We start from the raw sequence: 14,073 nt of genomic DNA, 5'->3' as shown, positions 1-14,073 counted from the left end.
GGCTTCAGGCCGTTCATCGCCGCACCCACGGCCATGCCGGCAAACCCGTGCTCGGTGATCGGCGTGTCGATGACACGCTTGGGGCCGAACTCGTCCAGCATGCCCTGGCTGATCTTGTACGCGCCCTGATACTGCGCAACTTCCTCGCCCAGCAGGAACACATCCTTGTCGGCGCGCATCTCCAGGGTCATCGCCTCACGCAGCGCCTCGCGCACGGTGGTCGGCTTGGTCTCGCCCCATTCCGGCTCTTTGATTTCCTGCGGAGTGGCGGGGGCGTGCTTGGGCTGTGCCGGTGCGGCGGCCTTCGGCGCCTCGTTGGCGGGGGCCTGTTTGGCTTCCGCTTTCGGCGCGGCCGCTGTGCTCTCGCCCTCGGCGCCGAGCACCGCGATCACCGTGTTCACCGCCACGCCTTCGGTGCCCTCATCGACGAGGATCTTGAGCAGCTTGCCCTCATCGACGGCTTCCACTTCCATGGTCGCCTTGTCGGTCTCGATCTCGGCGATCACGTCACCGGATTTTACCTCGTCGCCGGGGTGTTTCAGCCATTTCGCCAACTTGCCCTCGGTCATTGTCGGCGAGAGGGCCGGCATGAGAACTTCCGTCGCCATGTTAGTGCGTCTCCACGAGAATATCGGTCCAAAGTTCGGCGTCGTCGGGCTCCGGCGAGCTCTGCGCGAAATCAGCCGCCTCCTGCACACGCGCCTTCACGCCGTCATCGATCGCCTTCAGCTCTGCTTCCGACATGCCCAGCTCCTCAAGCCGCTTCTTGGCGGAATCCAGGCAATCATATTCAGCGCGCATGCGCTGCACTTCCTCGCGGGTGCGGTACTTCGCCGGGTCGGACATGGAATGGCCGCGATAGCGATAGGTCTTCATTTCCAGCAGGAACGGCCCCTTGCCGGCGCGGCAATGCGCCACCGCCTGCAGCCCAGCGGCCTTCACCGCCTCGACATCCATGCCATCGACCGAGAGGCCCGGGATACCCCAGGGCGACCCGTTGGCCGAGAGATCGCGCGACGCGGAAGCGCGCTCGATGCTGGTGCCCATGCCGTAGCGGTTGTTCTCAATGACGAAGACCACCGGCAACTTCATCAGCGCCGCCAGGTTGAAGCTCTCATAAACCTGGCCCTGGTTGGAGGCGCCCTCGCCGAAATAAGTCAGGCTGACGCGGTCGTTTTCGCGGTACCAGTTGGAAAAAGCGAGGCCATTGCCAAGGCTGACCTGCGCGCCGACGATGCCATGCCCGCCGAAGAATCCCTTCTCCTTGCTGAACATGTGCATCGAGCCGCCCTTGCCCTTCGAGTAGCCGCCCGAACGGCCGGTCAGCTCCGCCAGCACCCCCTTCGGGTCCATGTCGCAGGCCAGCATGTGGCCGTGATCACGATAGGAGGTGATCACCTCGTCGCCTTTATCGATCGCCTGCTGCATACCGACCACCACGGCCTCCTGGCCGATATAGAGATGGCAGAAGCCGGCGATCAGCCCCATGCCATAAAGTTGTCCGGCCTTCTCCTCGAAGCGGCGGATCAGCAGCATCTTGCCATAGGCATCGAGCAGCTCTTCGCGGGTCATCGAATTGTCGGTTTTCTTGGCTTTCTTCGTTTTCTCTGGGGTCGCGGCCATGCAAAAGGCTCCATTAAAAGAATTCGCGCGTTGCCGGCAGGTATGCGCATCACCGCGTGGCGCGCAAGACCCCGCCTTGCAAAGCTCGTTATTCCGCACTGCAACAAAACAGATTAACCAGAATGTAGTTAAGCCAGTTCCACGGGCTGGACCCGCCCTGCGGCTAAAAAACTGAATGTTATCAAAACACGCGAAGCCGACATATTATATCGAAACCGCACCCAGAAACGCTTGTTTATTGCGAACTTTTGGTAGACCCAAAATCGACCACCAGATCGTTAGGATCCGCCAAATTCAGCACTTCACGCGCCTGCTCACTGAGCGTATCCGGCTCGATCGACTGGCCGGACAGATCGGCTATGCGCGTTTGCCATTGCGTGCGCAGCAACTCTGCCTTGTCATAGTCCTGCTGCGCCTGCAGCAGTTCAGCGCGCTGCCCCTGCTGCGCCTGGAGCCCGCTTTTGCCGTGGATCGCATTCCAGCCGAAATACCAGGTGATGGCCAGGAAAATGGCCGGCGGCAGCAACGCGCGGAGGCGATATTTCAGGGCACGAAGCAAGGTGGATCCTTGACAAAGGGATGAAAAAAACGGCGTGCCCGAGTCTGTCGCACCTGCCCTGGTTTCGCAAGCATTTTCACCTAATATCTCTATGATTTTAATGCAATTTGTTTGTTCGCCACGATTTTACCTTGGTTCGACCCTCAACTGGCCATACTAAGGTCACCATATGCGAGCCATGTTGAAGGAGGATATTCGATGAGACTGAAACTGCTGGCCATGAGCACGGCGATCGTCGCCGCCACCGCTCTGGCGGCGCCGTACGCGATGGCCCAAGACTGGCACGGTGACCATGGTGACCATGGTGACCATGGCGGTGGCGGTCATGGTGGTTATTACGGTCATGGCGGATGGCACGGCGCCTGGCGCGGCGGTTGGCAAGGCCACGGCTATTGGGGCCCCAACCACGTTTGGCTTTGGTATCCCGGCTACGGTCCGGCCTATGGCTACTACCCGCCGCCGGCCTATTACGCCCCGCCCCCGCCGCCGGCCTATTACGCCCCACCCCCGCCGCCCGTCTATTACGCGCCGCCGCCCGCAGTGGTCATCACCCCGCGCGGCATCGGCATCTCGCCTTAGGCAAGCGAATGGAAGGCTACTTTTTGTGAACAAAAAGCAGCAAAAAAACTTTGTTAATTTGGGCCATGGGCGTTGTCGCTGACACCGCCCATGGCCCAGTATAAAAGAAGTTTTTGCGCCGCTTTTTTCAAAAAGCGGCTGCTTTCTTATCTCAAGGCCACTTCACTTCCGGCGGCATCGACATAAGGATCGCCTCGGTGTTGCCGCCGGTTTTCAGGCCGAACGTCGTGCCGCGATCGTACAACAGATTGAACTCCACATAGCGCCCGCGTCGGATGAGTTGCGCCTCGCGCTCCTCAGCTGTAAAATTTTCGCGGAACCGGCGTTCGACGATCGCCGGATAGGAAGCCAGGAAGGCCTCGCCCACATCGCGGGTGAAAGCGAAATCGTCCGCGGGGCGGCCGGAATCGAGATAGTCATAGAAAATCCCGCCGGCGCCGCGCGCCTCGCCGCGATGCGGCAGATAGAAATACTCGTCACACCATTTTTTGAATTTCGGATAATAATCCGGATCGTGCTTGTCGCAGGCAGCCTGATAAGCGGCGTGGAAGAACGCCGCGTCCTCTTCCGCCGCCGCGGTGCCGGGCTCAAGCGGCGTCAAATCCCCGCCGCCGCCGAACCAGCCCTTGGACGTAACGATCATGCGCGTATTCATGTGCACCGCCGGTACTTTGGGCGAACGCATATGCGCGACCAGGCTGATCCCCGTCGCCCAGAACCGGCCATCCTCGGCCGCACCGTGCATCTGCTTGGCGAAATCGGGGGCAAAATGCCCGTCGACGACGGAGACATTGACCCCGACCTTCTCGAAAACCCGCCCGCGCATCACGCTCATCACACCGCCGCCGCCACCCTGGCGCTCCCATTCGGTGCGGACAAACCGGCCGGGCGTGCCGCCGGCCCGGTCCTCAAGCGCCTCGAACGCGGCGCAGATACGGTCGCGCAGAGCGGAAAACCATGCGGCGGCCTCGGGTTTCAGCGCCTCATGCGCCAGCGGAGTGGGGGAATCAGTCATGCTCCGCCTCTTACGCCGTTACGCCCCCTCCATCCACTCTTGAAATTCCGTTCCGTTCCCGTCATGCCTTGTCGTAACGACCATTTACGCAGGAGACGAAATGGCAGGGACGTCCGAACCAACCCACGCCGGACTTGCGTCCGAACATGAAGAGGGCTCACGCCGGGATTTTCTTACAATTCTCACCGTCGCGGCCGGGGCCATCGGCGCCGCCGCTGTGGTTTGGCCCTTCATCGACGCGCTCGGCCCCGATGCCGATCGCAGCGCCGCCGCACACCCGATCATCGACGTGGCCGGCATCCCGGAAAATACCGGCATCACCGTGATGTGGGCCGGCCAGCCGATCTATATCCGCCGCCTGACCAAGGCGCAGATCGCGAACAGCCAGAACGTCGTGCCGGACAGCCTGCCCGACCCCGCGCGCTATATCGACCGCACCAAGCCTGGCTACGGCGACCTCGTGGTGGTGGTCGGATTGAACACGGCCGCCCCCTGCCTGCTGCTGGGCAATGATCCCTCCGAGCCAAGGGGCCCGCTGGACGGCTGGATCAGCCCCTGCGACGGCAGCGTCTACGATCCGCTCGGCCGAGTGCGCGGCGGGCCGGCCAACCGCAACCTGACCATCCCGCCTTTCACCTTTCTCGACAACGCGCAAATCCAGCTCGGCTGAAGTAAGCAGCCGCTTTTAAAAAAAGCGGCGCAAAAATTTTTGCTCAGCTGGGTCATGGGCGTTGTCAGCGACAACGCCCATGACCCAAATTAACAAAGTTTTTTTGCTACTTTTTGTTCACAAAAAGTAGGTCTTTTCTAACACTTAGGGGAGAGCAATGATGGAGGTCGAAGCCCAAAAAACCTGGTCGGATCGGGGATGGCCAGACGCATCCGCCTGGCGCGCCCGGGTCGAGACGCCGTCTTTGCCACGGGAACAACCCTATCTCGACACGCTCCCCGCGCTCATCATCGGCACGCTGCTTGTCCTCGCCGCCTCGGGCCTGGTGCTGGCCGTGTATTACGATCCCTGGCACCCTTACGCCTCGATCCAGTTCATCCGGCTCGAGGTCAGCAGCGGCTGGCTGATCCAATCCTTCCATGAAACCGGCACCACCATGCTGTTCGGCGCCGTTTTTCTGGTCCTGTTCCGCGGGATTATGTTCCGCAGCTATCGGGGGCGCGGGGAATTCGTCTGGCTGGGCACGGTGGCTTTGTTCTGCGTGCTGCTGCTGGCCGGATGGCTCGGCTATTGCTTAAGCGGCGGCGCGGTCGCCGGTGTCAGCCTGACTCAGGCGGCCTCCAGCGTTGAGACTTGGACCGGCCTACCGGGCTTGTTGGCCGGCTGGTTTTTCGGAGGGCCGCACGGACCCGGCACGCTGGCGCGGCTTGTCATGTTTCACGCCGTGCTGGGCCTGGCCGTGTTCGCGCTGGTGGCGCTGCTGTATGCCGCGCGCAAGGCGGCGCGTCCCGTAACGCCCCGTCCAGTCGCCTTCCACCCCTACTACACCGCCCAATATTTCGTCGCCTTCACGATCTTCGCGCTGATTTTCGCCCTCTTCACCTTTTTTGCCCCGCATTTCGGCGAGAATCCTCTGAACATGCTGCCGGCCGGTCCGATGATCATACCGACCAACCCGACACCGCTTTGGTTCCTCGCGCCGTTAAGTGCGGTGCGTGTGCTGCTGCCCGGCGATGCCGGCGGCGTCATCGCCGTGCTCGCCATGCTGGGCCTGCTCTTCGCCCTCCCCTGGCTGGACCGTTTTTCCGGCCCCCCGCGCCAGCCGGGCCTCTTGTACAAAATCCTGGTGGTGGTCCTGGCGCTGGACGTGATCGCGCTTGGCCTCGCCGCCGCCTGCCGCCCTTCCCTCACCGCCGTGATTCTGCAGATCGTGTTCGCGCTCTGGTATTTTTTCCACTTTTTGGTCCTGACCCCACTGGTCACGGCACTGGAGGCGAAATGATGCGCCGTCTTCTGCTCCCCGCTTTCCTCGCCGCCCCCTTGCTCGGCGGTTTTACGCCGGCCCAGGCGGAGGACACGCTGAGTCCCCTGCACTTCCAATCGCAAAACCTGCTGGGCGGCTACGATATCGCCGCCTTGCAGCGCGGTTTCCTGGTCTATCAGACGGTCTGCGCGAGCTGCCATTCAGCCAGCGCGCTGCATTACCGCGACCTGCAGGCGCTCGGTTTTAGCGCCGAACAGGCCGGCGGCATCGCCGCCAGCGTGAAACTGGCGAACGGCCAGCCCGCGACCTTGAACGACCGGTTCAGGAATCCGCATATGACGGGCACCGCCTTCGGCGGCGCCGTGCCGCCGGACCTCTCCAACATCGCCGCCGAGCGCCCGCAGGGGCCACGCTATATCTACCACCTGCTCACCGGCTATGAAGCGGCGCCTTCCGGCACGGTGCTGATGTCAGGGCATTTTTACGATGCCGCTTTTCCCGGCGGGCAGATCGCCATGCCGCCGCCGCTGAAAGGCAACGACGTCGCCTATGCCGACGGCGTCACCGCCAGCGCCCCGCAGGAGGCGGAAGATGTTTCCGCCTTCCTGGCCTGGGCGGCGGCCCCCAACCTCAACACAAGGCGGGAAATCGGCGTCCGCGCGGTGCTATTCCTGATCTTCCTCAGCATCCTCGCCATCGCCACCAAGCGGCGCATCTGGCGGGAGACCGTCTAGAACGAAGAGAAAGGCTACTTTTTGTTCACAAAAAGTAGCAAAAAAACTTTGTTAATTTGGGCCATGGGCGTTGTCGCCGACAACGCCCATGGCCCAGCATAGCCAAAAGTTTTTGCGCCGCTTTTTTCAAAAAGCGGCCGCTTTAATCGCGCCCTCTATCCTCTTCGGCACCGGCCTTGGCCAAGCGACGTTCCGCCCCAGTTTTGGGCGGAAGGGCGATGACATTTGTCTTGCCTTGCCGGATCGGCTGTTTCGGCATTTGTACGGCCCGTGGTTTGATTGTTTCGGAAGCAGACTCCTCGCCGATACGGAACTGCCCGACCAGACGCGCCAGCTCCTCGGCCTCACTGGCCAGGCTGTGGCTCGCCGCTGTTGCTTCCTCGACCATCGCCGCGTTTTGCTGCGTCACCTGGTCCATCTGGTTGACCGCGGAATTGACCTCGCCGAGCCCGGTCGCTTGCTCCTTCGCCGAAGCCGCCAGCTCCACCACCAACCCGTTCAACTGCGCCACCTGCGTCGCGATCCGGCCCAGCGCCTGGCCGGTTTCGTTCACCAGTTTCACCCCGGTCTCAACCTGCCGACCCGACGTTGAGATCAGCGCCTTGATCTCTTTCGCCGCATCGGCCGAACGCTGCGCCAGCGCCCGCACCTCGGTCGCCACCACCGCGAAGCCGCGCCCGGCATCACCGGCGCGCGCCGCTTCCACCCCGGCATTGAGCGCCAGCAGATTGGTCTGGAAGGCGATCTCGTCGATCACCCCGATGATGTTGCCGATCTGCTTGGACGAGGTCTCGATCCCGCTCATCGCCTGCACCGTATCACGCACCACCGCGCCGGAACGTTCCGCATCGACCTTCGAAGTCGACACCAGGTCACGCGCCTCGTTCGCCACCTCAGCAGTACGCCGCACCGTGGCGGTGATCTCGTCCAGCGCCGCCGCGGTCTCTTCCAGGCTTGCCGCCTGCTGCTCGGTGCGCCGCGACAGATCGTCCGAAGCCTGGGTGACCTCGCCGGAGCCCATCTGCACGCCCTGCGCATTGGCGGCGATCGCCTGCATCGTCACCTGCAGCGTTTCCATCGCCGCGTTGAAATCATCCCGCAGCTTTTCGTACTCGCTTGCGAACGCCTCGGTCAGGCGGAACAGCAGGTCACCGCTGGAGAGTTTTTCCAGCCCGGTCGCCACCGAGTCCACCACGAATTGCTGCTGCCGTGCCGCTTCGGCGCGCTCGGCCTCATTGCGGGCCCGCTCCGCCTCGGCTTGCGCAGCCGCTTGCGCAGCCGCTTCCTCCAGCCGCCGCTTCTCCAGCCCGGCCTCCTTGAACACCTGCACGGCACGCGCCATGCCGCCGATCTCGTCACGGCGCTCGGACCCCTCAACCGCAATCTGGAAATCGCCCTGCGCCAGCCGGTTCATAACCCCCTGCAACCGCTTCACCGGTGCCGTCATCCAGGCGCGGACCGCGAAAAATCCTCCCAGCATCACCAGGACAAGACCGGCGACAATCGAAGCGAACGTCATCCAGATCACCGTGTTTTCGGCGGCCTTCACAACCGCTTCACGGTCGCCTGCCTCGCCATCGAGCCGGTGGGCGGCGGCCAGCGTATCGCGTTCCACGCTATCGAACTTCGCGGCGCACGTATTCATGAAAACCGTCTGTGCGCCGGCCGCCTGGGCCGCTGTCCCAGCGGCGGCGGCAAGCTTCACGGCATTGGCGCAGTCGCCCTGCAAAAGCTGCTGACCCCGGGCAACAATCCCCTGCAGGAGTGCCGCATCCGCAGGGGCATCTGCGATCGCCGCTTCCATTTTCGCTGCATACATCGGCTCGTCGTAGGCGATGTCCGCCAGCAACCCGGCGCGGGCCGATGCCGTTGGCCCCAACAGCAGCTCGGCCATGCTCGCCCGCGCATCCTCGAGGGCCCGGTTGGCCCTGGTGATGTTGTAGGCAGCGCCTAACGAACCGTTCATGACATGGCTGTATTCGCTGCCGATCGTGCGCATCCCATTGGTTGCGTAAATGACCGATATCAGCGAGAAAAAGCCGAAAACCAGCAAAATCGCGACGAACTTACCTACAATCGGGATATTTTTCATAATTCCCACCCCCGTTTTTGCTTATCATTTTCACGTTTGGCAAACATGCTCTTAAGTTAAAAAAAATTAAGCGCAAGATTATACTCAACATAAAGTTGTAAAAATATATTCTGCATGCATCGGCCGTTTATAGGTCTGGCGGCCGAACGGGTGATGGCGCGACGGGCGGCCGTGCCCATCGACTGGCGCGTTCATCTCAACAACGAATACGCCAATCTCTATTTTGCCAAGCAATTTCATGCGCTTCGCGGGAACCGGGAAGGTCCCCGCGAAGCGCATATTGCTCTCGCCGCACCGCAGGCCCTAAACGGGCGCCATCCACTATTTATGAGGGCGCCCCATGTCTGACTCCATCACCCCTGTCATCGGCATCATCGGCGGATCTGGCCTCTACAATATCGAGGGCCTAACCGAGACGCGCTGGGAGAAGGTGGAAACCCCGTGGGGCGCGCCCTCCGACGAGCTGCTGATCGGCCAGTTCGGCGGCATCAAGACCGTGTTCCTGCCCCGGCACGGGCGCGGCCATAAAATCTCGCCGAGCGGGCTGAACTACCGCGCCAATATCGACGCGTTGAAGCGCGTCGGCGTCACCGACATCATCTCGCTCTCCGCCGTCGGCAGCCTGAAGGAAGAGCTGCCGCCCGGGCATTTCGTGATCGTCGACCAGTTCATCGACCGCAGTTTCGCCCGCGAAAAGAGCTTCTTTGGCACCGGCTGCGTCGCCCATGTGTCGATGGCGCATCCAACCTGCCCGCGCCTCGGCGATGCGTTGGAGACGAGCGCCCGCGAGCTCGGCCTGCCGGTGACGCGCGGCGGCACCTATCTGGTCATGGAAGGCCCGCAATTCTCCACGCTCGCGGAGAGCAACCTGTACCGCAGCTGGGGCTGCGACGTGATCGGCATGACCAACATGCCGGAAGCCAAACTCGCCCGCGAAGCGGAAATTTGCTACGCCTCCGTCGCCATGGTGACCGATTACGATTGCTGGCACGAGGACCATGACGCGGTGACCGTGGATGCCGTCATCAAGGTGCTGCTCGGCAATGCCGACAAGGCGCGCAACCTGGTGAAAACGGCACTCCCGAAAGTCGGTGGCGCACGCGGCCCTTGCCCCGCCGGCTGCGACCGTGCCCTGGAATACGCGCTGATCACCGCCCCCGAGGCACGCGACCCGGCGGTGCTGACGAAGCTGCAGGTAGTCGCCGGCCGCGTGCTCGGATAGAAGAAAGCAGCCGCTTTTTGAAAAAAGCGGCGCAAAAACTTTTCTCCGCTGGGCCATGGGCGGTGTCGGCGACAACGCCCATGGCCCAGTATAAATAAAGTTTTTTTGCTTCTTTTTGTTCACAAAAAGAAGCCTTCCCTTGCTGGCTCCTTCACTGTCCGGCTGTTAGGTTAGCGCCATGATTTTCCAAGGCGCCCTCGGGGCATTTCTCCTGGCCTTCCCGGCGCTGTTTTCCATCGTCAACCCGCTCGGCGGCGCCATCATCTTTCATGAGGTGACGGCGCTGCAGGAGCATGCGCGGCGCATCGCCTTGGCGCGGCGGGTTGCGATCTATTCCGCCCTGGTGATGCTGGTGGCGCTCTGGGCCGGCACGTATATCCTCAGCTTCTTCGGGATTTCGTTGAACGCCCTGCGCATCGCCGGCGGCATCGTCGTCGGCACCCGCGCCTACGAAATGCTCTCCCAGCCGGACAGCAGTTCGGCCCGCAAACAGGAGGAGGCGAAGCCAGTCAGCGAGGCTGTCACCGACGACCTGGCCGGATATGCGTTCTTCCCGCTGACCCTGCCTTTCACCACCGGACCGGGGACGATCGCGGTCGCGGTCTCGCTTGGCACCGAACGGCCTGAAGCACTCACCGCGATGGCCACCTTCTATGCCGGCGTCAGCCTGGCGGCGCTGGTAATGGCGGTGATCATCTGGGCCTCCTACTCCACCGCGGACCACATGGCCGCCGTGCTCGGCAAATCCGGCCGGCAGGTGGTCGCGCGCCTCGCCGCGTTCCTGCTGCTCGGCATCGGCGTGCAGATCGCTTTGTCGGGGGTCATTCCGGTATTGCACGAAGCGCTGGCCAGATAAGCGGAATCCGCGCAGCTAATCATAAGCAAGCTTATTATATCTTGGCTTATGGGCCAAGACTTCGACCGTGATCTCTTCCTGATCCTCCACGATGTGGCGCGGCTGATCCGCGTCGAGGCCGATAAGCGCGCCCGCACCCATGGCATGACACGGGCCCAATGGGTGCTGCTGCTGCGGCTCTCCCAGCGTCCCGGCCTCAGCCAGAAAGAGGCAGCCGATCTGCTGGAGGTGGAACCGATCACGGTGGCCCGGCTGGTGGACCGGCTGGTAGCACTTGGCCTGATCGAACGACGGGCCGACGAGCAGGACCGGCGGATTTGGCGGCTACATCTGCAGCCTGCCGCCACCGCCATGCTGGACGAGATCGACCGGCAGCGCGTCGCCATCGCCAATTTTGTCGGGGCCGGGCTGTCAGCCGAAACCCGCGCCGCCATGGTGCAGGGCCTGCAGCGCATGAAAGCCAATCTGCTGCTCGCCCCGGAACAGACTGCACAGCAGGACCAACCTGCGGAAACGCTCAAGGAGGCGGGATAATGTCGCAAACGGATACGGTCGCCCGCGATCAGGCGGTCCTGAAGCGGCCCGGCGCCGCGGCACCCGGCGAAACGCCGGTGCGGCGTGGCAGCCGCATCCGGTTCATGCGGCCCCTCCTGATGGTCGGCGGACCGTTGTTGCTGGCCGTGGCGGTTCTGCTGTTCTGGCTGCTGGGCGGCCAATATGTCAGCACCGACGACAGCTATGTCAACGCCGCGAAAGTTTCGCTCTCCACCGACGTGTCCGGGCTGGTCGGCAAGGTCTACGTGCGTGACAATCAACATGTGGAGGCCGGGCAGGAATTATTCAGCCTCGCCCCGGCTTCCTTCGACATCGCGGTGGCAAACGCCCGGGCGCAGCTTGCCCAGGCGGTGCTCGACATCAATGGCGCCCGGCGCGGCTATGCCGAGGCGGTGGCGCAGATCGCCGTGCAGCGCGCCCAGATCGCAGAGGATCAGACCAATCTGCAACGCTACGCCGCCGTGGTCGGCAATGGCGGCGTGACGCGCTCGACCTACGACAATGCCGGCTACACGTTGCAGGCGGACCAAGCCCGGTTGGCGGAACTCGAAGCCGCCGCCGGATTGCAGCTGACCAAGCTGAGCGGCGATGCGAACATCCCGGTCGAGCAGACGCCGGAATACCAGACTGCACTCGCCACGCTGAACGACGCCTTGCGAGACCAGCGGGACAGCGTCGTCCACGCCCCCTTCTCGGGCTATGTCACGGAGGTCGACCAGTTGCAGCCCGGCATGTACCTTGCCGCCGGCACCGCCGCCTTCGGGCTGGTTTCCGACCGCCATATCTGGGTCACCGCCCAACCCAAGGAGAACGACCTCACCTGGGTGCGGCCCGGCCAGCCGGTCGCGATCAGCGTCGACACCTATCCGGGCCAGACCTGGCACGGCGTGGTGCAGAGCCTGAGCCCGGCCAGCGGTTCGGAATTCTCCATCCTGCCGGCACAAAATTCCTCCGGCAACTGGGTGAAGGTGGTGCAGCGCATCCCGGTGCGGGTCGCGATCGTCTCGGGACCGGAAAACCTGCCGCTGCGTGACGGGATGAGCACGGAAATCAGCATCGATACGCATCACCACAGGCATTTGTCGGATCTGTTCTGATGGAAGGCCAGGGCGACACCGCGCAGAACACACCGAAGCGCGCGCTGATCACCGTCTGCCTGATGATCGCGACGCTGATGCAGGCGCTGGATTCCACCATCGCCAATGTCGCCTTGCCCTATATGCAGGGCAGCCTCTCCGCCTCCTACGACCAGATCACCTGGGTGCTCACCTCCTACGTGGTGATGGCGGCGATCATGACCGCGCCGATCGGCTGGTTGGCCAGCCGGTTCGGCCGGAAAAACCTGTTCATCGCCTGCCTGGCCGGCTTCACTATCACCTCGATGCTATGCGGCATCGCCGGCTCCCTGACGCAAATGGTGCTCTACCGGTTGCTGCAGGGCGCCTTCGGCGCCGCGCTGGTGCCGCTCTCGCAAGCTACCTTGCTGGACATCTACCCGCCGGAGCGGCGCGGTTCAGCTATGGCGATCTGGGGCATGGGGGTGATGGTCGGACCGATCCTGGGCCCGACCCTGGGCGGCTATCTCACGGCCGATTTCAACTGGCGCTACGTGTTCTTCGTGAACCTGCCATTCGGCATCGTCGCCATACTCGGCCTGTTGTTCCTGATGCCAAAGGTGAAATTGCCGGCCAGAACCTCCTTCGACTGGATCGGCTTCAGCGTGCTCTCGCTCGGCCTCGCCGGGCTGCAGATCGGCCTCGACCGTGGCGAGGAGCTCGATTGGCTGAGCTCGACCACCATCATCGCCAGCTTCATCCTCGCCGGGCTGGGTTTCTACCTGTTCCTCGTGCATATGCTGACGGCGCGAACACCGTTCATCCCGCGGATGATTTTCAACGACCGCAATTTCGTCGCCGGGCTGATCACGATGTTTTCGGTCGGCATGGTGCTGCTCGCCTCCTCGGCGCTGCTCGCACCTTTCCTGGAAGGGCTCGGCAATTATCCGGTGGCGACCGCCGGCCTGGTGATGGCGCCACGCGGCATCGGCACGATGGCGGCCATGATGGTCGCCGGCCGCCTGTCGAACCGAGTCGACCCACGGGGGATCATGCTGCTCGGTTATCTGCTCCTGGGTGCGTCACTCGCCATGCAGGAAACCTGGACGCAGGATGAAGCCGAATGGATGATGACGGTGACCATTATTATCCAGGGGCTCGGCCTTGGCTTCGTGTTCGTACCGCTGCAGGTGGTGGCGTTCTTCACCATGAAAGCGGAACTGCGCACCCAGGGTGCGGCGCTGCTCAGCCTGGTGCGCAATGTCGGCAGCGCCATCGGCATCTCACTCACCTCGGCTTTGCTGGATCACCAGACGCAGTACGAGCACGCCGACCTGGCGCAGTTCATCACCCCGTTCGCGCGCCCGCTGCAGGCCGGCGGCATGGTGACCCGCATGCTCGACCCGACCTCCCGCAGCGGGGCCGCGCTGCTGAACAGCACGATCAACACGCAGGCACAGGTGATCGCCTATATCGACGACTATAAATTTCTGCTCATGACCGTGCTGCCCGCGGCCGCCTGCCTGCTGCTGATGCGCAAGCCCGGCAAACTCCCGGCGGCAAAGCCGGCCCATGCGGAAGTTATGGATTAAAGGAAGCGGCCGCTTTTTGAAAAAAGCGGCGCAAAAACTTTGTTATGCTGGGTCATGGGCTTTGTCAGCGACAGCGCCCATGACCCAGCATAACAAAGTTTTTTTGCTACTTTTTGTTCAGGGCTTGTTGAGATTTAGGGATTCCCCTGGTCACGGCGTTTGTGATTCACGCTTTTCATGGACCGCTTTGCACTGACGGACGCTCAATGGGCGAAAATGGAGCCGCACTGTTTGGGGAAGCCGAGCGACCCTGGGCG

The 14,073-nt window shown here is 62.8% G+C and carries 14 protein-coding genes; 9 read left to right on the top strand and 5 right to left on the bottom strand.

Annotation, left to right across the window (positions count from 1 at the left end; all coding sequences use genetic code 11):
- The 3 genes from VGG47_RS11555 to VGG47_RS11545 all read right to left on the bottom strand — a co-directional run.
- The coding region (locus tag VGG47_RS11555; RefSeq protein WP_331538644.1) for a biotin/lipoyl-containing protein at positions 1–608 on the bottom strand (608 nt) is incomplete at its 3' end.
- Between the two features lies 1 nt (position 609).
- A complete protein-coding gene (gene pdhA, locus VGG47_RS11550) occupies positions 610–1,623 on the bottom strand; it encodes a pyruvate dehydrogenase (acetyl-transferring) E1 component subunit alpha (RefSeq protein WP_408841958.1) in 1,014 nt (337 codons plus the stop codon).
- Positions 1,624–1,858: 235 nt separating this feature from the next.
- Complete coding sequence (locus VGG47_RS11545; RefSeq protein WP_331538642.1) at positions 1,859–2,182, bottom strand: FtsB family cell division protein; 324 nt, start codon at positions 2,180–2,182, stop codon at positions 1,859–1,861.
- A gap of 198 nt (positions 2,183–2,380) precedes the next feature.
- On the opposite strand from VGG47_RS11545, the gene VGG47_RS11540 reads away from it, so the two are divergent.
- Positions 2,381–2,761 carry a hypothetical protein gene (locus VGG47_RS11540; RefSeq protein WP_331538640.1) on the top strand — a complete coding sequence of 127 codons (381 nt, stop codon included), beginning with the start codon at positions 2,381–2,383 and terminating at the stop codon, positions 2,759–2,761.
- 151 nt (positions 2,762–2,912) lie between these two features.
- Here the strand turns inward: VGG47_RS11540 and hemF are convergent, their stop codons facing one another.
- Complete coding sequence (gene hemF / locus VGG47_RS11535; protein WP_331538638.1) at positions 2,913–3,776, bottom strand: oxygen-dependent coproporphyrinogen oxidase; 864 nt, start codon at positions 3,774–3,776, stop codon at positions 2,913–2,915.
- Positions 3,777–3,876: 100 nt separating this feature from the next.
- Here hemF and petA point away from each other — a divergent pair, with 100 nt between their 5' ends.
- From petA to VGG47_RS11520, 3 genes are all read left to right on the top strand, one after another.
- Entirely contained in the window at positions 3,877–4,446 is a 570-nt protein-coding gene (gene petA, locus VGG47_RS11530) for a ubiquinol-cytochrome c reductase iron-sulfur subunit (protein WP_331538636.1), read from the top strand.
- 157 nt (positions 4,447–4,603) lie between these two features.
- Entirely contained in the window at positions 4,604–5,728 is a 1,125-nt protein-coding gene (locus tag VGG47_RS11525; RefSeq protein WP_331538634.1) for a cytochrome b N-terminal domain-containing protein, read from the top strand.
- Positions 5,725–6,444, top strand: a complete 720-nt coding sequence (locus tag VGG47_RS11520) for a cytochrome c1 (protein WP_331538632.1) — start codon at positions 5,725–5,727, stop codon at positions 6,442–6,444. Before VGG47_RS11525 ends, VGG47_RS11520 begins: the two co-directional genes overlap by 4 nt.
- 142 nt (positions 6,445–6,586) lie before the next feature.
- Here the strand turns inward: VGG47_RS11520 and VGG47_RS11515 are convergent, their stop codons facing one another.
- Entirely contained in the window at positions 6,587–8,536 is a 1,950-nt protein-coding gene (locus VGG47_RS11515; protein WP_331538630.1) for a methyl-accepting chemotaxis protein, read from the bottom strand.
- Positions 8,537–8,876: 340 nt separating this feature from the next.
- Between VGG47_RS11515 and VGG47_RS11510 the strand changes: the two genes are divergently transcribed.
- From VGG47_RS11510 to VGG47_RS11490, 5 genes are all read left to right on the top strand, one after another.
- Positions 8,877–9,758, top strand: coding sequence for an S-methyl-5'-thioadenosine phosphorylase (locus tag VGG47_RS11510; protein ID WP_331538627.1), 882 nt, complete (start codon positions 8,877–8,879; stop codon positions 9,756–9,758).
- A 178-nt stretch (positions 9,759–9,936) separates the two neighbouring features.
- Positions 9,937–10,614 carry a MarC family protein gene (locus tag VGG47_RS11505; protein ID WP_331538625.1) on the top strand — a complete coding sequence of 226 codons (678 nt, stop codon included), beginning with the start codon at positions 9,937–9,939 and terminating at the stop codon, positions 10,612–10,614.
- Between the two features lie 48 nt (positions 10,615–10,662).
- Positions 10,663–11,148: a MarR family winged helix-turn-helix transcriptional regulator gene (locus VGG47_RS11500; protein WP_331538623.1), complete on the top strand. Its 486-nt coding sequence runs from the start codon at positions 10,663–10,665 to the stop codon at positions 11,146–11,148.
- Positions 11,148–12,266 (top strand): HlyD family secretion protein, encoded by a 1,119-nt coding sequence (locus tag VGG47_RS11495; protein WP_331538621.1) that lies wholly within the window; start codon positions 11,148–11,150, stop codon positions 12,264–12,266. Before VGG47_RS11500 ends, VGG47_RS11495 begins: the two co-directional genes overlap by 1 nt.
- Positions 12,266–13,816 (top strand): DHA2 family efflux MFS transporter permease subunit, encoded by a 1,551-nt coding sequence (locus VGG47_RS11490; RefSeq protein ID WP_331538619.1) that lies wholly within the window; start codon positions 12,266–12,268, stop codon positions 13,814–13,816. Before VGG47_RS11495 ends, VGG47_RS11490 begins: the two co-directional genes overlap by 1 nt.
- Positions 13,817–14,073 lie beyond the last annotated feature (257 nt).

This window comes from Acidocella sp. (genome assembly GCF_036489515.1).
Taxonomy (GTDB): domain Bacteria; phylum Pseudomonadota; class Alphaproteobacteria; order Acetobacterales; family Acetobacteraceae; genus Acidocella.
This window is presented reverse-complemented; position numbering and strand designations above follow the sequence as displayed.

What these genes read in the sequence shown, in the direction of transcription:
- pdhA (WP_408841958.1), bottom strand. Translation starts at nt 1,623, where the DNA reads ATGGCCGCGACCCCAGAGAAAACGAAGAAAGCCAAGAAAACCGACAAT.
- VGG47_RS11540 (WP_331538640.1), top strand. Translation starts at nt 2,381, where the DNA reads ATGAGACTGAAACTGCTGGCCATGAGCACGGCGATCGTCGCCGCCACC.
- hemF (WP_331538638.1), bottom strand. Translation starts at nt 3,776, where the DNA reads ATGACTGATTCCCCCACTCCGCTGGCGCATGAGGCGCTGAAACCCGAG.
- petA (WP_331538636.1), top strand. Translation starts at nt 3,877, where the DNA reads ATGGCAGGGACGTCCGAACCAACCCACGCCGGACTTGCGTCCGAACAT.
- VGG47_RS11525 (WP_331538634.1), top strand. Translation starts at nt 4,604, where the DNA reads ATGATGGAGGTCGAAGCCCAAAAAACCTGGTCGGATCGGGGATGGCCA.
- VGG47_RS11520 (WP_331538632.1), top strand. Translation starts at nt 5,725, where the DNA reads ATGATGCGCCGTCTTCTGCTCCCCGCTTTCCTCGCCGCCCCCTTGCTC.
- VGG47_RS11515 (WP_331538630.1), bottom strand. Translation starts at nt 8,536, where the DNA reads ATGAAAAATATCCCGATTGTAGGTAAGTTCGTCGCGATTTTGCTGGTT.
- VGG47_RS11510 (WP_331538627.1), top strand. Translation starts at nt 8,877, where the DNA reads ATGTCTGACTCCATCACCCCTGTCATCGGCATCATCGGCGGATCTGGC.
- VGG47_RS11505 (WP_331538625.1), top strand. Translation starts at nt 9,937, where the DNA reads ATGATTTTCCAAGGCGCCCTCGGGGCATTTCTCCTGGCCTTCCCGGCG.
- VGG47_RS11500 (WP_331538623.1), top strand. Translation starts at nt 10,663, where the DNA reads ATGGGCCAAGACTTCGACCGTGATCTCTTCCTGATCCTCCACGATGTG.
- VGG47_RS11495 (WP_331538621.1), top strand. Translation starts at nt 11,148, where the DNA reads ATGTCGCAAACGGATACGGTCGCCCGCGATCAGGCGGTCCTGAAGCGG.
- VGG47_RS11490 (WP_331538619.1), top strand. Translation starts at nt 12,266, where the DNA reads ATGGAAGGCCAGGGCGACACCGCGCAGAACACACCGAAGCGCGCGCTG.